The sequence below is a fragment of the Nocardia flavorosea genome (assembly GCF_015477805.1).
Taxonomy (GTDB): domain Bacteria; phylum Actinomycetota; class Actinomycetes; order Mycobacteriales; family Mycobacteriaceae; genus Nocardia; species Nocardia flavorosea_A.
Genome location: NZ_JADLQL010000002.1, coordinates 369385 through 390711, shown reverse-complemented (window position 1 = coordinate 390711; position 21327 = coordinate 369385). Strand labels below are relative to the sequence as shown.

General features: G+C 66.5%; 18 protein-coding genes, 1 tRNA gene and 2 pseudogenes. 4 read left to right on the top strand and 17 right to left on the bottom strand.

What is annotated here, in order from left to right; all coding sequences use genetic code 11:
- Nucleotides 1-11: 11 nt before the first annotated feature.
- A complete protein-coding gene (locus tag IU448_RS10620; protein WP_195055419.1) occupies nt 12-1310 on the top strand; it encodes a nucleotide disphospho-sugar-binding domain-containing protein in 1299 nt (432 codons plus the stop codon).
- Between the two features lie 96 nt (nt 1311-1406).
- On the opposite strand, the pseudogene IU448_RS29555 reads toward IU448_RS10620, so the two are convergent.
- The 12 genes and pseudogenes from IU448_RS29555 to IU448_RS10565 form a co-directional block, all read right to left on the bottom strand.
- A pseudogene (locus IU448_RS29555) lies at nt 1407-1493 on the bottom strand (cyclase); the annotation flags it as partial.
- A gap of 77 nt (nt 1494-1570) precedes the next feature.
- The gene (locus tag IU448_RS10615; RefSeq protein WP_195055418.1) at nt 1571-2650 is read right to left on the bottom strand and encodes a DUF5914 domain-containing protein; all 1080 of its coding nucleotides are present in this window, start codon (nt 2648-2650) and stop codon (nt 1571-1573) included.
- Nucleotides 2647-4224: an NAD(P)/FAD-dependent oxidoreductase gene (locus tag IU448_RS10610; protein ID WP_195055417.1), complete on the bottom strand. Its 1578-nt coding sequence runs from the start codon at nt 4222-4224 to the stop codon at nt 2647-2649. Before IU448_RS10610 ends, IU448_RS10615 begins: the two co-directional genes overlap by 4 nt.
- Entirely contained in the window at nt 4224-4985 is a 762-nt protein-coding gene (locus tag IU448_RS10605) for a class I SAM-dependent methyltransferase (protein WP_195055416.1), read from the bottom strand. The genes IU448_RS10610 and IU448_RS10605 overlap by 1 nt, the downstream gene beginning before the upstream one ends.
- The gene (locus IU448_RS10600) at nt 4982-5320 is read right to left on the bottom strand and encodes a lycopene cyclase domain-containing protein (RefSeq protein ID WP_280458028.1); all 339 of its coding nucleotides are present in this window, start codon (nt 5318-5320) and stop codon (nt 4982-4984) included. Before IU448_RS10600 ends, IU448_RS10605 begins: the two co-directional genes overlap by 4 nt.
- Nucleotides 5320-5673: a lycopene cyclase domain-containing protein gene (locus IU448_RS10595; RefSeq protein ID WP_195055414.1), complete on the bottom strand. Its 354-nt coding sequence runs from the start codon at nt 5671-5673 to the stop codon at nt 5320-5322. The genes IU448_RS10600 and IU448_RS10595 overlap by 1 nt, the downstream gene beginning before the upstream one ends.
- A 2-nt stretch (nt 5674-5675) precedes the next feature.
- Nucleotides 5676-6230 carry an isopentenyl-diphosphate Delta-isomerase gene (gene idi / locus IU448_RS10590; protein ID WP_195055413.1) on the bottom strand — a complete coding sequence of 185 codons (555 nt, stop codon included), beginning with the start codon at nt 6228-6230 and terminating at the stop codon, nt 5676-5678.
- On the bottom strand, nt 6227-7186 hold the full coding sequence (locus IU448_RS10585; protein ID WP_195055412.1) for a phytoene/squalene synthase family protein: 960 nt from the start codon (nt 7184-7186) through the stop codon (nt 6227-6229). Before IU448_RS10585 ends, idi begins: the two co-directional genes overlap by 4 nt.
- On the bottom strand, nt 7183-8712 hold the full coding sequence (crtI, locus tag IU448_RS10580; RefSeq protein ID WP_195055411.1) for a phytoene desaturase family protein: 1530 nt from the start codon (nt 8710-8712) through the stop codon (nt 7183-7185). Before crtI ends, IU448_RS10585 begins: the two co-directional genes overlap by 4 nt.
- 55 nt (nt 8713-8767) lie before the next feature.
- Nucleotides 8768-9922, bottom strand: coding sequence for a polyprenyl synthetase family protein (locus tag IU448_RS10575; protein ID WP_195055410.1), 1155 nt, complete (start codon nt 9920-9922; stop codon nt 8768-8770).
- 29 nt (nt 9923-9951) lie between these two features.
- A complete protein-coding gene (locus IU448_RS10570; protein WP_280458009.1) occupies nt 9952-10827 on the bottom strand; it encodes a MerR family transcriptional regulator in 876 nt (291 codons plus the stop codon).
- A gap of 137 nt (nt 10828-10964) precedes the next feature.
- Nucleotides 10965-11462, bottom strand: coding sequence for a DUF6764 family protein (locus IU448_RS10565; RefSeq protein ID WP_195056211.1), 498 nt, complete (start codon nt 11460-11462; stop codon nt 10965-10967).
- A 251-nt stretch (nt 11463-11713) separates the two neighbouring features.
- Here IU448_RS10565 and IU448_RS10560 point away from each other — a divergent pair, with 251 nt between their 5' ends.
- Entirely contained in the window at nt 11714-12370 is a 657-nt protein-coding gene (locus tag IU448_RS10560; RefSeq protein WP_195055408.1) for a fasciclin domain-containing protein, read from the top strand.
- Nucleotides 12371-12389: 19 nt separating this feature from the next.
- Here IU448_RS10560 and IU448_RS10555 read toward each other — a convergent pair whose 3' ends face one another.
- Together IU448_RS10555 and IU448_RS10550 are read right to left on the bottom strand one after the other, a co-directional pair.
- Nucleotides 12390-13772: a cryptochrome/photolyase family protein gene (locus IU448_RS10555; protein WP_228812592.1), complete on the bottom strand. Its 1383-nt coding sequence runs from the start codon at nt 13770-13772 to the stop codon at nt 12390-12392.
- 12 nt (nt 13773-13784) lie between these two features.
- On the bottom strand, nt 13785-14441 hold the full coding sequence (locus tag IU448_RS10550) for a lipocalin family protein (protein ID WP_195055407.1): 657 nt from the start codon (nt 14439-14441) through the stop codon (nt 13785-13787).
- 230 nt (nt 14442-14671) lie between these two features.
- Here IU448_RS10550 and IU448_RS10545 point away from each other — a divergent pair, with 230 nt between their 5' ends.
- Nucleotides 14672-15532 (top strand): MerR family transcriptional regulator, encoded by an 861-nt coding sequence (locus IU448_RS10545; protein WP_195055406.1) that lies wholly within the window; start codon nt 14672-14674, stop codon nt 15530-15532.
- A gap of 203 nt (nt 15533-15735) precedes the next feature.
- Here the strand turns inward: IU448_RS10545 and IU448_RS10540 are convergent.
- The 3 genes and pseudogenes from IU448_RS10540 to IU448_RS10530 all read right to left on the bottom strand — a co-directional run bounded on the left by IU448_RS10540 (nt 15736) and on the right by IU448_RS10530 (nt 19107).
- Nucleotides 15736-16676 (bottom strand): annotated as a pseudogene (locus IU448_RS10540) (DUF1731 domain-containing protein).
- Nucleotides 16677-17494: 818 nt separating this feature from the next.
- Nucleotides 17495-17567: transfer RNA gene (locus IU448_RS10535), tRNA-Arg, on the bottom strand.
- A gap of 79 nt (nt 17568-17646) precedes the next feature.
- Nucleotides 17647-19107 (bottom strand): flavin-containing monooxygenase, encoded by a 1461-nt coding sequence (locus IU448_RS10530; RefSeq protein ID WP_195055405.1) that lies wholly within the window; start codon nt 19105-19107, stop codon nt 17647-17649.
- Nucleotides 19108-19675: 568 nt separating this feature from the next.
- Here IU448_RS10530 and IU448_RS10525 point away from each other — a divergent pair.
- Nucleotides 19676-21313, top strand: a complete 1638-nt coding sequence (locus IU448_RS10525) for a long-chain fatty acid--CoA ligase (protein WP_195055404.1) — start codon at nt 19676-19678, stop codon at nt 21311-21313.
- Nucleotides 21314-21327 lie beyond the last annotated feature (14 nt).

Below are 21327 nucleotides of genomic sequence, written 5' to 3'. Positions count from 1 at the left end.
TTGGAGGAGCTTTGGCTCGCTATATGCTGGCCGCCAGCACGATCGCCGGACATGTCATGCCGATGCTCCGTATCGGCGCCGACCTACATCGCCGTGGCCACGATGTGTGCATAATGACCGGTTGCGGCTACCGCGATCAGGTCCGCCGGGCCGGAATGCAGTTCGCGCTGCTGCCACCCGACGCGCACATCCAACCGCCACCCTCGGCGCACCCGAGCAGGCTTCCGCCTCTCATCCGCCGCTACCTGCGTGGACGCGCCGAACTGCGGTCGATATTCATCGCACCACTGGCGGCGCAAACCGAGGCACTGCATACAGCCCTGCGCCGCGAGCAGGCAGACGCTGTCCTGGTCGATATAGCCTTGACCGGCACACTCGCACACCTGCTCGCGGGGCCCTCCCGCCCCCCGATCCTGGTGTGTGGCGTCGGCCCGCTGACCTTATCGAGTACCGAGACCCCACCGTTCGGAATGGGATGGCCACCGCGGCCATCGAGGGACCACACCACCATGAACTGGGTCGTGCATCACATTCTGTTCGCCGCCACACAACGGCGACTCAATCGCGCCCTGCGCCAGGTCGGCGTCCGCCGATCGCCGGTGTTCCTCACCGACTGGCCGCGACTGGCCGACCGAGTACTGCAGCTGACCGTGCCCGCCTTCGAATACCCCCGCGGCGACCTGCCCGAGACCGTCACATTCACCGGCCCGGTCTTCCCGGACGCACCCGACGAACCCGTTGCCGCACCCTGGTCGGATCAGCTGCGCAGCGCTCGAACGATCATCCATGTCACCCAAGGAACCTGGGACAACACCGATCTCGGCCAGCTGATCGGACCCACCCTGCGCGCGTTGTCCGATCGCAACGACTGTCTTGTCATCGCCACCACCGGCGGCGGCCCGACCCACACACTGAGCCTCCCGATCCCGGACAACGTGTACCTCACCGACTATGTGCCCTACGAGCAACTGCTACCCACCGTGGACCTCATGATCACCAACGGTGGATACGGCGGCGTGCAACACGCCCTGCGCTACGGCATACCTCTCATCGTCGCCGGAGAGACCGCGGATAAGGCCGAAGTCGCAGCTCGGGTCGCCTACACCCACACCGGGATCGACCTCGGCACAACCTATCCGACACCCGCGGCCATTCACTGCGCGGTCGATCGGATCCTGGCCGACCCGAGTTATCGCACCGCAGCGCACCGGCTACGCCGCGACCTCGTCGCTGCAACACCACTGGACACAATCGCCGAGGCACTCGCTGACCTCACCGCCAACCCCATCCCACTGGCCGATGCCGAATAACAAGGATTCCCATCGTGGCCATAGACAATATCGACGCGGGGCTGCCGCACAATTTGGTGAATGGATCGTGAACCCGTGAGCGAGCTGAACCACGCACGAATTGTCGAGCCGGTGGAAGGTGATTACTCCGGCGTGCTGCGGCCCCTCATCGGACTTTCAGGCAATCCGCTCCTCGGGATGCTGTCGTCGACAGGAACATCCACGTCCACGGTTTCGATCACGGTGCTCATAGTCGGCTCTCCTTACCGCAGAGGGCATTACTATTCGGCCTTGTGCGACCGGTCCTTGCTGAGCGCTGCGGTTGGCCGTTTGGTGCGGTCGAGCGGTCGCGGTTCTTGTGTGCGCTGGTGGTAGCGGCGTTCGGCGTAGGCGAGGTCGTCGTCCCAGAGCCGGGCCGCGGTGTGCGCCATTATCGGACGTAGAAGGCGGGTGAGGCGGCGGGCGCGGGCGAAGCCGGGGCGGGTGGAGTCGGCGATGACTGCTTCGATCACAGCAGTGCGTGGCAGTCCGTCGGGACCGGGACCGAGTGGTGTGGCGTGGGTTTCGACAACGCTGCCCACTCCTTCGCCGTCGATGATACGCATCGTGACGGTCCGGGGTTCCGGACTGGTGAACTCGGCGGTGACGGGAACGCCGAGCCGGCGGCCGACCCGGAAAGTGACCGCCACCAGAAACCGGTCGTCGAAACCGGTTGAGTCACGGTGAAGCGGCGGAGATTCGAGTACTTCGAGGTGAGTGAACGAGTACGGATGGAACCAGGCGCCGTGCCAGGGGTCGAGTCGGTTGGCGACGACATCGGCCGGTTCGCACACTCCGCTGAGGGTCGCGACTGCGGCGATGGCGCGATGCGCGGGCGGGCGGGCGCCGAGAACAGGTGTCCCGAGCGGGCTGACACCGCCGATATGGTCGAGGCGGACCCACACCAGGACGCCATCATCGTGGCACGGTAGTGGTGTCCAGCCGGGCACCCCGCTGCTGTCCAGCCGCAGCCCGTGCCATCGGCATACGAGGGCACCGCAGTCGATGTGTGCCTGCGCCATCGGTGCGCCCATGTGCGGGCACGCTCCCGGACCTACGGCGAGTCGTTGGCGTCGGTCGCGCCATGCCACGAGTTCGACCCCGGCGACGGTGAATCCGAACGGGCGGTCGGTACGAATGTCTCGGCTGGCGGCGAAGACGTACCAGTTCCCGGACGGGCGTTGCTGTGCGCGTCGGAGTATGGCGGCGATGAGGACGGGTTTCGCGGCGTGATAGGTGGGTTGCTGGTCGATCCACTCCCCGGGGTCGAGGGGTTGCAGTGGCCATCGATCGGGCCATCGCCGAAACAGGAGGTTGTTCATCGCAGGTCCTCGGCAGGGTTGGTTGCCGCTGCGTAGCGGGTAGCGAGTCGGCGCAGCAGGGCGTTGCGACCGCTGGTCGGCACGGTATACAGGTCGTGGCCGGGTAGCCCCCATTCGGTGAGCAAAGCATTCGCCGCCGCCCATCCCGTGGTGGCTGCGCGTTCCATCAACGCTACGGGAAGGTCGATGCGGATGCCGTCGCCGGCCAGCACGAGCCCGTCGTGTGGTGTGCAGACAGTGGGACGGTGCGCGTGGTCGCCCACGCCGAACAGTGGACAGTCCTGGTTCCATTGCAGGTGTTCGCCGAGGATCTGGGCGTCGGCGGTTTCCGGGTACAGGTCGTGCAACCGGGCGCGTAGCCGAGCGCGGATATCGTGTTCTTGGTCCGGTGTGCGCAGCTGGGGTAGGGCGTAGGCGTGGAGTTCCAGTACGGCGCCGCCGTGGCGGTCGGCCCATGTGCGGGCTTGGTGTTCGTAGTGGTTGACCACGCTGACGTTGTCGAGCGGGGCGAGGCCGCCGGTGGCCAGGAAGGCCGGGCGATACGGTGCGACCGGCTTGTTCAGCCAGATCCGGTACACCAGAAACGGTGGCGCGCTGCGTAACTGCCCGATCGATTCCCGCCATGCGCGGTCGCCGAGTTGGGGTGATTGTTCGACGATGGCCCGGAGTCCGGTGACGTCGGTGGCGAGTACGACGGCGTCCGCGGCGCTGGCGCGGCCGTCTTGCTCGCGCACCCGGAAGGCGCGGTCGCCACCGGTTTCTACGGTGGTGACCGTGGCGCGGGTGCGAATCCGGACGTCGTGTGAGCTGAGGTAGTCGTGCAGCGGCGACCACAGGGCGGTGTCGTAGTTCGAGGTGGGGACGTCGAACAGCAGGCCTTCGCTGGAGCCGAGGAAGTAGATGTGGAACATGGTCGCCAGCTCGGCAGCCGAGAGCTGGGTGGGTGGGGCGAAGAAGCTGCGGGAGAACACATCGAAGGCGAGATGGCGCGCGGTCGCGGGGAAGTTGATTTGCTGCAGAAAGGTTTCGGCATCGAGGTGGTCGAGCTGGTCGTAGATGCCCGGCACGGACACCGCCGCCAGCGGCGCCGCGGCGCGCGCGTCGATGCGGCGCAGGTCGTGTAGCGGGAAGGTGGGGCTGCGGGCGGCGAATGCGAGGGCGTTCCATGGTGGAGTGTGGGGCAGGCGTCGGAAGGTGTCGTGCCGTCCGTGCCCGTCGACGAGGGGGTAGTCGTCGATCGCCCGCAGTCGGTGCAGTCGTGGATCGGTGCGGCGTAGCAGTGCGCGCAGGTTGTAGTACTGGCGGAAGAAGGCGTGAAATCCACGGTTGACCGTGATGGGTGTGCCGTCGGGCAGGTTGTCGGTCCAGCCGCCGACCCGGCCGCCGAGGTGCGCTCGGCGTTCGATGATTTCCACCGCGATGCCTCGTTCGGCGAGTCCTGTGGCCGCGGTGAGCCCGGCGATACCGGCGCCGACGATCACGACGCGTGGGCGGTGGTCGAGGCGTCTGCTCTTGCGGGCCTGTGGGGCGCGATGGTGTACGACGCGGCGGTCGCGGCCGAAGTCGGCACGCATTACGGTGTCCTTCCTGATTCGGAGCCGGGCCGCGGCACGGTCGCGGTGAGGGTGTGCACGATGCCGTGCTGCCAACCGGGCACGGTGGCCGCCCGGATCCCGGTGAAGCCGTTTACATGCAGCCGTGCCCGGAGCTGGGGCACGCTGTCGAACGCGGTCACGCTGCGACGCAGGTGCCGATACAGGGTGGCGTCGCCGGTGAGCAGCGCGCCCAATGGAATGATCACTGCGCCGCACACGATATTCCAGACCAGGCGGGCCGGCAGTGATCCGCGCACCGAATACTCGTGCAATGCGAGCGGGGCACCAGGACGCAGCAGCGCCGCGAACGCGCGCAGCTGAGCGTCGGGGTCGGCGAGGTTGCGCAGCAGATACGCGGCGAAGATCCCGTCGAAACGGCCGCCGGAGCCCGTCGTGTCCAGGTCTTCGATGCGGGTGTGGTGGAACCGCACTGTCGAGGGCCAGGACTTCGCGCGGGCGCGGGCAAGCATCTGTTCCGATGCATCGACCGCGACGATCTCGGCGTCCGGGGCGACCGACAGCAGTGCCGCGGTAGAGGCGCCGGTACCGCAGCCCGCGTCGAGCAGCCGCAGCCCCGCGCCGCCGGCGGGTAGCTGCATACGCTGTGCCGACAGACGTAAGTGCTTGTGATAGCCGGGGTTGAATCCGACGAGCCGGTCGTATTCGGCGGCACCGTGATCAAAGGTAGTCGGCACCTCATCGCGTGGGAGCCCGTTCGGGCCGAGTCGTCCGCCGCTCACGGCGCTACCTTCCGGCCGGTGCGGTGTTCTATTCGGCGGCGGCGCTCCCAGCACAACAGCACCGCGGTCACCATCGCGAAACCGAACAGGAAGTCTTCGACCGGGATATCCCACGGAAACCGGATCCCGGTGAAATGTGCGTCGTTGTAGAGCACCAGCGGCGCGTCGAGTTTGGTGAGCCAGCCGTCAACCGGAATCTGGAAGCCCAGCACGATCGTCATGGTCAGCCAGTATTCGAGCCGCCGGAACAGGCCGGTGTGCAGAACTGCCAGTTCCCACCCGCATACCGCCGCCGCGGCGACGACCGCGGGGAGGGTGTATCCGATACCGGTTATCATGTCGACTCCTGCTGGGCGTTCGAGCTCACGCGGCGGCGCCGCACACGGTCCAGGATCGCCTCGACCGCGCCGTAGGTGAGCAACGCGCACAGCGGGATAACCAGAAAGAACACCAGCTCCTCGACCGGTATATTCCCCGGCAGAAGCCACCCGGTGAGATAACGCGGACTGTAGCTCCACACATCGGCGGCGATCGCGATCGCATCCCACACCAGCAGTATGCCTGCGACCGGAAGCACACTGCGGGCAACACGCGCCGGGCGTCGGTAGACCCCGTCTCCGAAGAATTCCAGCGGTGCGGTCACCGCGAGACACAACCCCATCACGATCAAGTACTGCCAGCGGTCCACACTCAGCCTCCTTCCGTCCACCGGCTGAACCCGGGCGCCGCGGCCAGCTGCGGTACCTGGTCGGCTGCCCACGGGCTGATCGGCCAGCGCAATGCGGCGGCGGCGACGAAGTCGGACCACGGCACCCAGCACCAGTCCATGACCTCGGTGGCGTCGGCCTGCGCCGGTCCATCGGCGCGGGCGCAGAATACCGGGCAGAGTTCGTTCTCCATGGTCCCGTCAGGTGCGGTGGCCGCATACCGGAACCGCGGCAATAGGCATGTCGGTGTGTCGATGCCCAGCGCCAGTTCTTCGCGCACCCGGCGCCGTACGGCGCCGCCTGCTGATTCGTCGGGTGCCGGATGCCCGCAGCATGAGTTCGTCCACACTCCCGGCCACGTCCGTTTGCTCATTGCCCGGCGCGTGACCAGCAGGCGACCGGTCCTATCGAACAGGTAGCAGGAGAACCCGAGATGTAGTGGCGTATTCGCATGGTGTAAGAGTGTTTTCGGCATCGATCCGGCGGGTTTGCCGCCGTCGTCGAGCAGCACCACGTGCTCCTCGCGTCGCCCGTTCATGACGGCATCGTCGTGGTGAGAGTGTCGGCCCGGCCGCCACGACGGGCCCACAAGGCGCGGGCCAGCGCGGGCCCTGCGACGGCGGCGCGGCGGGCGCGGCTGACGGTTGCTCGCTGGGAGAACACCGCGAAATCGGTTGCCTCGATGCGGTCCAGTATCTCTCCGTACAACCTGGCCGCTGTCGTGACGCAGGGCCGTGACACCGGATGCAGTAGGTCGATTCCGGTGCGGGCGGTTCGGTACCAGTCGCGGGTGATCGCGTGTTGGGCCGCCAGCGCCGAGCGCACCCGGATGTCGGTGCGCCGTTGGTCGCGGCACCATTGCAGCCGGTCACGGTCTACGCCGAAAGCGGCCAATTCGTCGGCCGGAAGATATACCCGGCCGCGGTCGAGATCCTCGGCGATGTCCCGCAGAAAATTGGTGAGCTGAAATGCCTTGCCGAGCGCGGCTGCGTAGGGTGCCGCGTTCTCGGCGGGGCCGATGGTGCCGAGCACCGGTAGCACTTGCAGGCCGATCACTTCGGCGGAACCGCGCATGTAGCGATCCAGCGCGGCCCGGTCCGGGTAGTCGGTCACCGTCAGGTCCATCCGCATCGAGGCCAGGAAGTCCTCGAACAAGGCGCGGTCGATATCGAAGCGTGCGACGGTGTCACCGACCGCGGCCACGATCGGATCCGCGCTCACACTGTTGTCGATACCGTCGAACAGACGCTGCGCCAGAGCCTCCAAGCGGGCCGCGGGTGTGGTGGTGTGCCCGTCGGGGAGGTCGACGATATCGTCGGCCCACCGGGCGAATCCGTAGAGGGCGTGGATCGGCGGGCGTTGCGCCGGCGCGAGCAGTTGGGTGGCGAGGAAGAATGTGCGCCCATGGGTGGAGTTGAGGTCGCGGCATTGCCGGTAGGCGTCGCGTAGTCGCGGTTCACCGATGCCGGCGGCGTCGAGTTCGGAACGAATCACGGCCGCACCCCACTGATATCGGCGATCGGCGCCCCGTGGTCGCGGCCCGCCGCGGCACCGGTGATGCGGTCGGCCGCGAGCCGTCCCGATAACAGCGCCGTCGGCACTCCGACGCCGGGTACCGTGCCGCAGCCGGCGAGCACCGCATTCGGTACGCCGCGCGGGAGGTTCGCCGGCCGGAACGGCCCGGTCTGGCTGAAGGTGTGCGCCAGCGAGAACGGCGTTCCCGCCAGCATGCCTCGGCGAGCCCAGTCCTCGGGGCTGTCCAGATGCACGATCTCGGCGTCCGCGGAGAATCCCGGCAGCAGTCGCCGTTCGACAACCTCGGCCAGGTCCGCACCGTAATCATGGGCGCGGAGCCCCCACTCCAGGTGTGCACCGCGGTCGAGGTTCGGCACCGGCGCCAACACCGAGAACAGGTCGTGACCTGGCGGGGCGAGGGTCGAATCGGTCGCGGTGGGGCGGGTGACCAGCAGCGAGGGGTCACTCATCGGCACACCCTGGCCGATCAGCTCATCGAACGTCTGCTCCCAAGCGTCACCGAAAAGCAGTGTGTGATGCGCGGTCGGCGCACCTGCCGGTACACCGATATGTGCGACGACCGCCGACGGCGCGGGCCGCACCCGCACGGGCCGCCGCGGTGATCGGTGTAGCAGCTGGTAGGCGGTGTGCAGTTCGGTGGCCAGTACCACCGCGTCGCAGGTGATGCGCTGCTGTTTGTCGGTGTGTACGGCGCTGATGCGGGTGCCGCGTCGTTCCAGGGCGGTCACCGCTTCGCTGTAGTGGAACTGCACGCCGGCGTCGGTGGCGGCTGCTGCCAGCGCAGTGGGCAGGGCGCGCATCCCGCCGCGCGGGAAGTACACGCCGCCGATGGTGTCCATATAGGCGATCACCGCGTACAGGGCCAGGGCCCGTTGCGGTGAGACGCCCGCGTACAGGGATTGAAAAGTGAATACCCGGCGCAATCGCGCATCGGTCAGAAACCCGCCGATGACCCGGTCCAGCCGGCGGAAACCGCCCAACGCGATCAGCCGGGCCAGCGCTGGGGTGACCAGCGACAACGGTGAGTCGAAATTGGCGGCGACGAACCGGTCGAACTCGACGTGATACAGCGCGCTCAGCCAATCCCGCAGTTTTCGATAGCCGGCGACCTCACCCGGTCCGGCGAATTCGGCGATCGAGTGCTCCATGGCGTCGCGGTCGCTGTGTACGTCCAGTGCGCTGCCGTCGGCGAAACATGCCCGGTAGGCCGGAACCACGGGTTGCAGATCGAGCCGGGCTCCGAGGTCCTCCCCTACCGCCGCGAGCGTATCCGCAACGATCCCGGGCATGGTGAGCACCGACGGGCCGGTATCGAGGCGATACCCACCGACATCGAGCCGCCCTGCCCGTCCACCCGGAACATGCTCGCGTTCGACCACCGTGACAGCGCGACCTCGGCCGGCCAAGTGCAGCGCGGTGGCGAGCCCGGCAAGACCGGCGCCTACCACGACGACATGGTCGGTACTCCCGGTTACGGTCCGCATGGATCCTTCTCTCCCTGTGCTCGGCCGTCTGACTGTTTCGCGTGATGATGCGGATTCAGGTGCTACGTCGGGTGCACAGCATCGCCATCTGCTGCAACGCAGTGGTCACCGTCGGGTCGAGAACACTGTGCGAAAGCAGTATTCGGGCGCCCTCGACACGCTCGGCGATCATCTGCTCGGCGCGCTGAGGTGCACCGCTGTCCACGATCAACTCCCGGGCCGTCTCCACCGCATTGTTATCGAAGGTGTTGCGCCGCCACAGGTCGTGCAGCCGAGTGCGGCCGGGCGGCCCGGCCAGATGTTCGGCCAATGCGACGACCGTGGTGGCTTTGCGTTCCCGCAGGTCCGCGTTCGCCGGCTTGCCGGTGACCGAGGGCTCACCGAAGATACCCAGCAGATCATCGCGCAGCTGGAATGCCTCGCCGATCAGCACGCCGTATTCACCCAGTACTTCCATGGTCGGTTCCGCGCAGCCCGCCATCGCGGCGCCGAGCTCCAGTGGTCTGCGCACCGTATAGTTGCCGGATTTGCGTCGTGCGATATCGAGAACCTGTTCCAGCGTCGGCATCCCCGCGGCGTCGTTGATCAGATCGGCGAGCTGACCCACTGCCAGTTCGGCGCGCATCGCGTCGTAACGCGGCCATACCCGGCTCAATGCAGCCGCCTCGACACCGCTTTCACGCAGCATGCGTTCAGCCCATACCAGGCACAGATCACCCAGCAGCACTGCCGCGGATTCACCGAATCGGGCCGGCGATCCGGACAGACCCTGTTCCTCGTGCCAGCGTGCCAGCCGCACGTGCGCGGTCGGACGTCCCCGGCGCGCGCCGGATTCGTCCATCACGTCGTCCTGCAGCAAGGCGAACCCGTGGAGCAGCTCGATGCTGGCCGCGGCTCGCAATGCGGCTTCGGATTCGTCGGCACCGCACAACCAGCCGAGGTACATGAATGTCGGACGCACAGACTTGCCACCCGATAAGAAATCGAGAAGTACCCGGCTCGGAAATTCGAACCCGTTTGCCTGCAACTCTTCTGCACACCGCGCGCGGACGAAATTCTCGACGTGGGAGCGCACCACCGCCCGGACTCGCGCAGTCCACGACTCGATCCATGCGGAACCGTCACCGTCGATGTCCGACGTGCGGAATAGGGGTGCCGCTTGTCGTGCGTTCACCTCACCGATTGTGGCACCTTTCCACCAAAATTGCATCGTTTACGCATCGTTATATGAAGAGATGGCTACTCATCGGTCCGCGCCAGCCGGCCGATCTCGGTGACCGCCTCCTCGAGCGTGCCGATACGCTGCCCGCCGGTGGGCAGCGTATGGGATGCGGACCAGCCAGGCCCGGCCAGAAGTAGCCGGGCACGTACGCGTCCGGTGTCAACTGCGTCCGCGATCGCTGTCCGATCCGTTTGGGACCACAGCACGACCACGGGGCTGCGCGGCTGTTTGGCTACCGCATCGGCGAGTGCGTTATCGGGTACGGCGCCGAGTAGCAAGGCCGGTATCCCGGCTTCGGCCAGCGCGGCGCGCAGGACCTCCAGGGGAAGTACGTGCCCCTCGTCCTCGGTGCAAGCCAGCAGTACTGGAGTAAGCCCCGCCACGTTGCGTACCGGCGGTACCGCACGATGCAAGCCGATGGTGATCGCCCAGGACAGAACATGCTCCACGTCGATCAAGTCGATGCCTCGATCCTGGCGGCTCACGATGTCGGCGAAGGCAGGCCTGCACAACCGCTGCCATGTTGTTATCACACCGAAATGCGTGAGATGTGCGGTGATCTCGGTCAAAAGCTCGGCGACTCGAAGCTGCTCGGCCGCGGCCGATACCGGCGCCACATCTCCCAGCGTGGGTGGCGAATCCGTCTGGAGGCGGGCGGCTTCGGCCGCTTTGGCCGGGCTCGCCCCGGCGCGGACCAGATCGGCCATCCGACTCAGGATCGCCACGTCACCGGGCGTGTAGTGCCGGTGCCTGCCTGGGCGGTGGTGTGCGGGGCCCAGGCCGTAGCGCTGGTTCCAGCTGCGCAGTGTCGCGACGGGAATATTCAACATTGCCGCGACGGCTCCGACCGTGTACCCGGTTACCGAGTCACCTCCTGCACCACCCTCGACCACGCTCGACCACCTTTCGACGAACCTGCTGAAGCCGCACCACTGCGAACGGCCGCAAATCCCTGGCAGAGAGGACGATGTGCCTATCGCTCGCCGTCCTGGTGTCGACAAGCAGTCGGCTTCCTACCCGAGCATGATTCTCAGTGCAGCGACACGCAGCCCTGCAAAGTTTGGAAGTCCCCGGCGAATCCGGGACCGCCGGTGCAGGTGGGGGTCGATACCCCGGTTACGGTCACTACAGCTCCGGGGCCGGCGATGCCGATGGACAGCCCGGGGCGCACACCGACCGTAGTTGCTTGCGCGCCCGGCCCCAGCGCGATAGCGGCCGGACCCGACAAGAACTCCGAGCTCGATGTCGCCGTGCCGCCGTTCTGCCCGATGGCCAGCGACAGGCTCGTCGCGGCCGCATCGGCAGCCGCGGTGCCATCGATCCCATAGGCGGCCGCCGCACCGCCGGAGGTGCTGGTCGCCGAGCAAGACGCATCACCGGTCCCGGCCTGCACGGACGCAGCACCGGGCGCCGGACATGACGCAGTCGGTGCAGCGTTGGCGGTCGGGCCGGCGGCCAACGCAAACAGTGACGCCGTTCCCACACTCACGAGCAACCCGAGCGAGCGCGCAGCAGTGAAATGAAACATGACGATCTCCTCCTCGTTTCCGATTTTGTCCATGGCCATTGCGACGCCTGCAGCGCCGTCGGCCGATTGAAATATCTTTCTGTGAGGCTTCACACTACGCGCCAAATGATGCAGAATCGACGCATCAGGAAAATTTCTTGCGTGGCCCACGACGTATGGCGGAGCTACGGGCTCTGACCGCATTCCTGCAGCACCAGATCATGCGCCGACGGCAAGTACGGGCATCTAGCCCCTGGACAGGAAGGCACGATATGAAGATCCGGAAGCACCCCGCGGCACTGATCGCCGCACTGTCGGCGATTGCGATCGCCGGATCGGCATGTACCGACACCGAAGAATCGGACAATGCCGAGCCCTCACCCGCGATGACCACGTCCGCGCCCACGATGCCGGCGCAGGATGACGGCGCTATGGCCGGGCCGGTCGGCGCTGGGTGCGCAGATTACGCGGAGCAAGTACCGAGTGGGCCCGGCTCGATCGATTCGATGGCGCAGGAACCCGTGGCGACAGCCGCGTCGAACAATCCGCTGTTGACCACACTCACCTCTGCGGTATCCGGTCAGCTCAACCCGCAGGTGAATCTCGTCGATACCCTCAACAGTGGTGAATTCACCGTTTTCGCGCCGGTGGACGATGCTTTCGCCGCGCTCGACCCCGCCACACTCGAAACGTTGAAAACGGATTCGGCGATGCTGACCAGTATCCTTACCTACCACGTCGTGGAGGGGCGGATGGCACCTGACGCCGTCGTCGGCACACACCCGACCGTCGAAGGATCCGAGGTTACGGTGACCGGATCCGGTGACCAGCTCACCGTCAACGAGGCGGCTGTGGTCTGTGGCGGTGTCGAAACCGCGAATGCCACCGTTTACCTGATCGACGGCGTTCTGACGCCGCCCACCAGCTAGCGAACGCTGTCGGCCACCGTCACATGCCCGCGCACTCGACAATCGGTGCCGGGTAGGTGGCGTGGTCGATGTTCTCGCGCCACGGCCGGTGAATACCGCTGCCCGGAAGATCGGCCAGTTCGGGTAGCCACCGGCGCACGTAGGTGCCGTCCGGGTCGAAGCGGTCGGCTTGGCGTAGGGGGTTGAGTTTCCGGGTCGGCCGGGTGTCGGTGCCGGTGCCCGCTGCCCACTGCCAGTTGAGCTGATTGTTGGCCAGGTCGGCGTCGACCAGCCAATCCAGGAAGTGCCGCGCACCGATACGCCAGTCCACACCCAGGGATTTGGTGAGAAAACCGGCAACGATCAACCGGGCACGTCCGGGCATCCAGCCTTGGGCACGCAGTTGCCGCATCCCGGCGTCGACCACCGGGAATCCGGTTTCACCCGCCTGCCAGGCCCGCACGGCCTGCGGGTCGTCACGCCAGGTGTTGTTCGGCCGGCTGCGGTAGTCCGACCGGGCCGCATCCGGTCGTGCGGCCAGCACTTGGTGATGGAAATCGCGCCACGCCAGCTGGCGCACGAATGCTTGTCCGCCTTCGCTTGCGGATTCGGCAGCCGCGAGTATCTGCACAGTGGAAAGGCAACCGAAATGCAGGTACGGAGACAGGTGCGAGGTGGCGTCGAAATCCAGCCGGTCCGCGCGTTCGGCATAGTCGTTGATTGGCCCGGAAATCCACTCGTGCAGCACCTTCCGACCGGAAGTCGAACCCCCGACAACCAGCTGCGGCGAACTCGGCCCCGGGCATAGATCGGCCGGTTCCGGTAGCGGGGTACCGGTCACCGGCGGCGTGGTCAGTCGCCGCGGGGCACTGAGGGGCGTGCGCTGGTTCGCCTCGGCCCACCGGCGGAAATAGGGGGTGAAAACGGCGAAATGATCGCCACCGCTGGATGGCCGCAGGGCCCCCGGTTCGATGGCGGTCACCGAGCCGCCGTGAATCAGCAGCGCGCAATCGAGCTCGGAAAGCCTCGCATGCAGACGATCAGCGCGGCGGATGCTATAGCCGCTGACATCCGCGGCTATATGAACATCGCGGGCACCGGTCTCCTCGGCGATCCGAGCGGTCTCGGTCACCGTGTCGCCACGCCGGACAACCAGGTGACTCCCGAGGGTGCGTAGGTCGGCGTCCAGCTCGGCGAGCGCCGCGAGCAGGAACCGAACGCGGTTCGGTGTAGCGAACCCGGCCAGGATGCCGTCGTCGAGCACGAACAGCGGGATGACGGGTTTGCCCGCCTGATGTGCGGCGGTCAACACCGGATTGTCGTGTACCCGTAGATCGCGCGTGAACAGGGCGATGCTCGCCGTCACCGCGATGCCTGCCTGATCACAGCAGCGGGACCGGACGATGCCGGAGGGCGCGGGCATAGTTTGTCATGCTCAACGGGTGCACAGGGGTGCGATATCGGTCATTCCGCCCGTTGTGGGCGATGTCAGATACATGCACGGGCTCTGGCCCGTGCCCTCGATCGCCGCCTTCACTCGATCCCAGGTCGGGGCATCCAATGCCGGTGTTCGGGACAGGACGAACCCGGACAAGCGGCTGGGGTCGGTCACCAGGGCCCAGGAGTAGTCGGGTCCGAGTGCGGTGACGATGTAATTGGTCGGCCCGGTGCGCTGGTCCTGGCCGGGCACGCTGGGGAAGCTGACGTGCAGCTGCGCGCCGGTGACCAGGTCGTTGACCGTAGCCGTCCCCTCGATCTGGTTCAGCGATCCGGTCCAGGTGACGCACGTGTTTCGCACTGCGATATCGCCTTGCTCATCGAGTTGGTAATCCGCTCGGGTGTCGCGGGCGCAGGGCAAATTGAACGGCTGTGGGACGGCGGCGAGTTGCTGCCAGGTCCCCAGATAGCGGGTCAACTCCAATTTCTCCACCGGGGCCGGACTAGCGACGGAAACGCGATCGGGTACCGCGCCCGCATTCCCAGCTGTCCCGACAGTGACCGCGACAGCGGCCGAGGCCGCACCGAACGCGGCCAACCGCAGCCCCCATCGGCGGCTCGGGGTGTCGACGGCAGATCTTGTACGCGAGAACATCCGGCGCTCCTCGAATCTCGGCTACCTCTGTCGGGAAGTCACCCTAACAGAAAAACGATGCACAACCGACGCATAAATTCTCTTGGTCGCGTGGCGGGAAGGCTGACCCACATTCGCGCCAGTGTCCCGAGATGTGTCTTTGTCGCCTCACACGCGGACCGACCGACAACAAACCGGCGGAGGCCCGGGGCGCTTGGGATGTCGGCGCCTTCAGAGGGCACAATAGGCTCATGCCCGCCGGTCCAGCCCCCCTCCCGGACCCGGCCGGATATACGGTTCGCGCGGTAGCTGACCGACTCGGTATTCCGACCGCGACGTTGCGCAGCTGGAATCGCCGCTACTCCATCGGCCCGACCCAGCACCGACCGGGCCGGCACCGCCTCTACAGTGCAGCCGATATTGCAGTGCTCGAACAGATGCTCACCCTGATCCGCGCGGGTTCGAGTCCGGCCGGGGCAGCTGCTGCGGTGTCCGGCGCATTGCCGACCCCCGCACTCGGGGAGTGGGAGCCGCTGCTGGACGCCGCGTTCGCTCTGGACATGCGAACGACCTCCGCGCTGCTCGCCGCGCATCTGCAGGCATACGGGGTGGTCGATACGTGGGATCTCCTGTGCCGCCCTGCCTTCGCGGCGGTCGTCGCCCGGCAGCTCGGCGGCGAAAGCTGCATCGATGTGGAGCACTTGTTGTCCTGGTCGATCACCGTTGCGCTACATCGCCACACGCCTGCACCTGTTTCCGCGACCGACCGCGCAGTCGTATTGGCGTGCACCAGCGGCGAAACCCACACGCTACCCTTGGAAGCCCTGCGTGCCGGCCTCGCCGAGCGTGGCGTCGGCGCGTTGATGCTGGGCGCCGACGTACCCACCGACGCCGTCGCGGCCGCGCTCACCCGCGACGATCGCCGACCTGATGCTGTGCTCTGGTCACAGCAGGAGTCCACCGCGCTGACGTCTGCAATACGCGCCTGCCACGCCGTTGGCTCCCGAGTTCTGGTCGGCGGGCCGGGCTGGGATTCGGTGATCCTGCCGGAGTTCGCGCACCGCCTCGACGGACTCGGCGAAACGATCGATCGAATTACCAGGCCCAACTGACGAGGGCTTTCTCTATCGAGAGCGGCCGGAATCCGTCCCGGTAAGCGACGCAATAATGATGCGCTAGCGGCGGATGTGGATCGGGGTGCAGCCGTTCTACGAATTCGAGGTTCCATGGCGAGTCGGACACCACGAGATCGCTCCGACAGCCACGGGCTCGCCGCAATGCCGCTATCGACATCGACCAGCACTCTTCGCAGTCGTTACGATTCTGCGATGCGGCCCAGGACATGTCGCAGCGCGGATTCCAGCTCAGGGGCGCGGAATTCGTGGCCGGCGCCGACAAGCCGATCCGGCACCACCCGCTGACTGGCGGTGGCAAGTTCGCGGGCACCCGAACGACCGAGCAGCACGGCGGGGCCGAGCTCTGGCACGGCAACGATCGTGGGCCGACGCATGACTTGCCCCAATGTGCGCGTGTACTCGATATTGCGCACCGGATGCGGTGCCACAGCGTTGATCGGACCACGCAACCCGGCGTCCCACAGCGTCCGATGATAAATATCGACGAAGATCGTCGATGCCTATCCAGGACATCCACTGGTGCCCGGAACCGATGCGGCCACCGATTCCGGCACCGACCAGTGGGCGCAGTAACCGCAGTGTCCCGCCTCGCGGCGATTGCACGATCCCGGTGCGGACCGACACGACCCGGGGTGGCGCCGGAGGTGGCGGCAGCGGCCGCGTCCTCCCAGTCGGAGACGACATCGGCCAGGAACCCGGTCCCCCAGATCCGCTGCAAGTTGCCGGTGCCGATAGGTGAACATCGGACGCAGCATTGCGGCAGGCACCCAGGTCTGAACCCGGTCCACGATCCGAGTGTGAGCGGAGTCCACCTCCTCGAATTCATGAATATGCCGCCACGACAGCACAGCGGACGCGGGCACGGACGCCAGGCCTCGAGTGGTGATCCGGTCGACGAACCGGTGCGGCGGGTCGTATTCACCGGCCTCGTGCCGGGCCACCAGCGCAAGCGCGCCGGCAAACCGAGCACCGCGCGCCCATCGGCGAGCGAATCGGCTTCCTCGAGCAACGACACCGGCTGCCACGGTGGTGCGAGCCGCGCGAATGCCCCCGGACGCGCGAACCACGCGAACACTTCGGATCGAGGAACCGCGACAACGGCCGAACACTCGATGCTCATCCCACGACCCTACGCACGGGCCGCGGCAATCCGGTCGCACCGCACTCAGAGCATCGTCTGCCAGGACGTAGACGACGGCCCGGGTCACCGCGGTGTGCCCGAGTCCGCGAGCAACAGTACGAACTGCTCGACCAACCGCAGGACCGCCTGTTTCTGCTGGGCCACCGTCGTTCGACGGGCCCGATTCCGAGCGCAGGCCGGTCGATATCGAGCCCCGCCCGTGGCCCCCGGCGTCGCCGGCAGTCTGCGCGGCGGCGACGGTACGTGCGGCGCGCTAATCGATATCGGTGAAGTCGTGGCGGGTCAGCTAATGCACCAGGTAGTAGAGGACCCCCTGGCCGGCGACCGCCGCACGCACGTCGTCGTCGATGGTGAGGTCTGCGCGCACCACCTCCACCCGTTCGCGCTACGGGACCTCGGCCAGCTTCGCCGGGGTCCGAGCCACCACCCGCGCCCGGTGCCCGGCGCGGAGCAGTTCAGGGACCAGCCGCCCGCCGTTGCACGAACCTCCGACTTCCGGGACATACGCCGAGGATTAGCTACTCGACCCGGTATCGGGGTGCAGCCGACTGATCAGGTTTTCGGCTGCCACTGTGCTGCCCGCGCTACGCGACGAGTAATCCTTATCGAGCGGCTGGACGAGCATGCGGGTTCCAACTGGCTGACGGGGCCGGAAGCATCGGTCAGTGTCCGTTCCCATGTTCGATGTGCCCTGTAGGGCACGTAGGGGAAAGAGTGCCTGCCTGGGTTTTCGCGAACAGGGGGCTTGGGCTCAACTAAGAAAATGCGCTGAACTGCGCAAATGCTGGGCAGGTTTGTGCCCTCGGCAGGATTCGAACCTGCGACACCCGCTTTAGGAGAGCGGTGCTCTATCCCCTGAGCTACGAGGGCCGGGCCGGGGGCCGGTGGGCGAGAGTCTACCGGGTGACCCCCGGTGGGGCCGCATCGTAGGTCCGGCGGCCCGGGGATATCAGGATGCGACCGTGGTTTCGTAGTCGGCGGGGTCGAAGCGGCGGGTTTTCCAGCGGTAGAGGACCGTGGCTCCGGGCCAGTTGTTGGTGATGCGGCCCGAGGCGTTGCGGTACCAGCTGGAGCAGAAGTTCCAGGGGGTGTCCTTCAGGCGTTTCTGGAGCCAGGCGTCCCAGCGCTGTTCTGTTTCTACGCGGGCGGCCAGGCCGCGGCGGGGGTGGTGGCGGAGGTATTCGACGGCTTGGCGGATGTAGCGGGCCTGGGATTCGAGCATGTAGACGATGGAGCCCGAGCCGACGTTCGTGTTCGGGCCGTACATCATGAACAGGTTGGGGAATTTCGGGACCGAGATGCCGAGGTAGGCGCGGGCGCCTTCGGCGGCCCAGGTGTCGGCGAGTTTGCGGCCGTCGGTGCCGTAGATGTTCATGGGGGCGAGGAATTCGGTGCCCTTGAAACCGGTGCCGTAGATGATGACGTCGACTTCGTGGTCGATCCCGTCGGCGGTGCGCACGCCCGTGGAGGTGATCTCGGTGATGGCGTTGGTCTCCACGGTGACGTTGGGCCGGCCGAGGGCGGGGAAGTAGTCGTTGGAGAACAGGGCGCGTTTACAGCCGGCGGCGTAGTCGGGAGTGAGTTTTTCGCGCAGGATCGGGTCGGGAATCTGCCTGGCGCGGTGGGCTTCGGCCACTTTCAGGACCGGGGCCTGGATGCCCTGCAGATCGGTGAGGGCCAATGCCATCACTTCGAAGAACATCCACCAGCCGAAGCGTTCGGCCCACCGGACCGGAGGAAGGTATTTGAAGACGGCGTGGTGGCGGGCCGCGTATGCGGCGTCGGCCTTGGGCAGGACCCAGGCGGCGGAACGCTGGAACAGCGTGAGATGTTCGGCGATCGGCTGCAGGCGGGGGATGTACTGGATCGCGCTGGCGCCGGTGCCGATACAGGCGATCCGCTTGCCGGAGAGGTCGACGGAATGGTCCCATTCGGCGGAATGGAAGGCGGGTCCGGTGAAGGTGTCGATTCCGGGGATGTTCGGCATGGCCGGGCGGGAGAGCTGGCCGACGGCGGAGATCAGCACATCGGCGGTGAGCGGATCGCCGTCGCGGGTGCGGATATGCCATTTCGCGGTGGATTCGTCGTATTCGGCGTCGCTGATCTCGGTGCCGAAGCGGATATGGCGTTCGAGATCGTATTTGCCGACGACGCGGCGCATGTATTCGTGGATATCGGCCTGTTCGGAGAAACGCCGGGGCCAATCGGAGCGGGGTTCGAAGGACCACGAGTACAGGGGGCTGGGTACGTCGCAGGCCGCGCCGGGGTAGGTGTTCTCCCGCCATACGCCGCCGAGATCCTGGGCGCGTTCGACGATGGCGAAATCGTCTATTCCGGCCCGCAGGAGTTCGAGTCCCATACCGAGCCCACCGAACCCGGCCCCGATGATGATGATCGACGGCGTTGTCATGGTTCGAGGGTATGCCGGGGACCGCCCGCTCCGGAACGGAACGAAGGTCAGTGAATCGATATTTTCGGCCAGAGATCGGGTGTCGGTCAGTACTGCGCGTGCATCTGTAAGTGATTCTCGATTTCGACGCCGCGCTGGCTCACGTCGTCCATAAGCGGTGGTCGTGCGGTCGAGTGTTGTGCGGATTCATCCCACCAGTCGGTACACGGGTGCGGGGCGTGTCTCGTTTGGATGTCGTTTCGTTATCCGGCTTGGCAGCGGACCGAAAACCCGGCTATCACAAATGGGTGCTCGGCGGCGATGGCGCAGTGCCGGTGGCCCGCAGGGGGCGTCGCGGGCGCTGCGTCTCATCCCGTCCGGCCTCCGCCTCTCACGCCGGAGCTTACCGTCGCGTTGACCAGCGGCGTCGTCTATTTCTGCCGGTTTCGCTCTAGCCTCCCCACGCGTGGCTACTCCACGGTAGTGTCCGGCGGTGTGATGTGAGTCATGCCTACTTCTGTGTCTCACCGAGTGGGTTCGGAGCGCGTCACCAGCCGTCAGCCACCCAGATCAGTAAGGGGTATTTCCGATGTTGAGCACCATGATGGACGACCAGCTCTCGCTGGCGACGCTGCTGCGCTACGCGTCCACCTTCGTCGGCGATTCCACGGTTTCCACCTGGACCGGAGACGGAGTGCGCACCATGACCTACCGCGAGGTCGGCGCGGATTCGGCTCGGCTGGCCAACGCGCTCACCGATCTCGGTATCGGGCGGGGCGACCGGGTCGGCACCTTCATGTGGAACAACAACGAACACCTGGTCGCCTATATCGCCATCCCCGCGATGGGGTCGGTACTGCACGCCCTCAACATCCGGCTCTCGCCCGAACAGCTGATCTATGTCGCCAACCATGCCGAAGATCAGGTGGTCCTGGTCGACGGCAGCCTGGTGCCGATGTTCGGGCAGTACCTGCCGCAGCTGAAAACCGTCCGGCACGTGATCGTGGTGAACGGGGATGTCGCGGCCGTTCCCGCGGTCGACGGGGTCACCGTGCACGACTACGCCGAACTCCTCGCGAAATACCCCGACACCTTCGATTTCCCGGTCGTCGACGAACGTTCGGCGGCGGCGATGTGCTACACCTCCGGCACCACCGGCGACCCCAAAGGCGTGGTGTATTCGCATCGCTCCAACTGGCTGCACTCCATGCAGGCCACTACCCCCTCGGCTATGGGGTTGCGGATCGACGACACCGTGCTCGGCATCGTGCCGATGTTCCACGCCAACGCCTGGGGACTGCCCTACGCGGCGCTGATGACCGGCGCGAACGTATTGATGCCCGACCGCTTCCTCCAGCCGGGCCCGCTGCTGGAGATGATGGCGGCGGTGAAGCCGACCTTCGCCGCGGCGGTGCCGACCATCTGGGGCGGGGTACTCGCCGCACTGGCGGCGCAACCGCAGGACATCACTCATCTGCGTGCGGTGGTGGTGGGCGGTTCGGCCGCACCGCCGTCGATGATGAAGGCGTTCGAGGAGAAGCACGGGGTGCGGGTGGTGCACGCCTGGGGGATGACCGAAACCTCGCCGCTGGGCAGCTTGGCTCATCCGCCGCACGGGGTGAGTGAGGAGGAGGCCTGGACCTACCGGGTCACCCAGGGGCGTTTCCCGGCGGCCGTGCAGGCGCGGTTGGTCGGAGACGACGGGTCGGTGGTACCCAACGACGGGAAATCGCTGGGGGAGCTCGAGGTTCGGGGACCATGGATCACCGGCTCCTACTACTCACCGGACGGGACGGCGGTGGATCCGGGCAAATTCGACGACGGCTGGCTGCGTACGGGTGATGTCGGCAAGATCACCCCGAACGGCTATCTGACGCTGGTGGATCGGTCCAAGGATGTGATCAAGTCCGGTGGCGAATGGATCTCCTCGGTGGACTTGGAGAACGCGGTGATGGGCCATCCGGCCGTGGCCGAGGCGGCCGTTATCGGAATTCCGGACGAGAAATGGGACGAGCGGCCGCTGGCGGCGATCGTGGTGGCCGAGGGGGCCTCGGTGGAGCCGGCGGAATTGCGTGAATTCCTGTCGTCGCGGTTCGCGAAATGGCAGCTGCCCGAGTACTGGACCTTCATCGAGGAGGTGCCCAAGACCAGCGTCGGCAAATTCGACAAGAAGCGGCTGCGGGCGCGGCACGCCGATGGCGAACTGGAAGTGACCACGGTGCGCTGAGCACCGGAAACGCG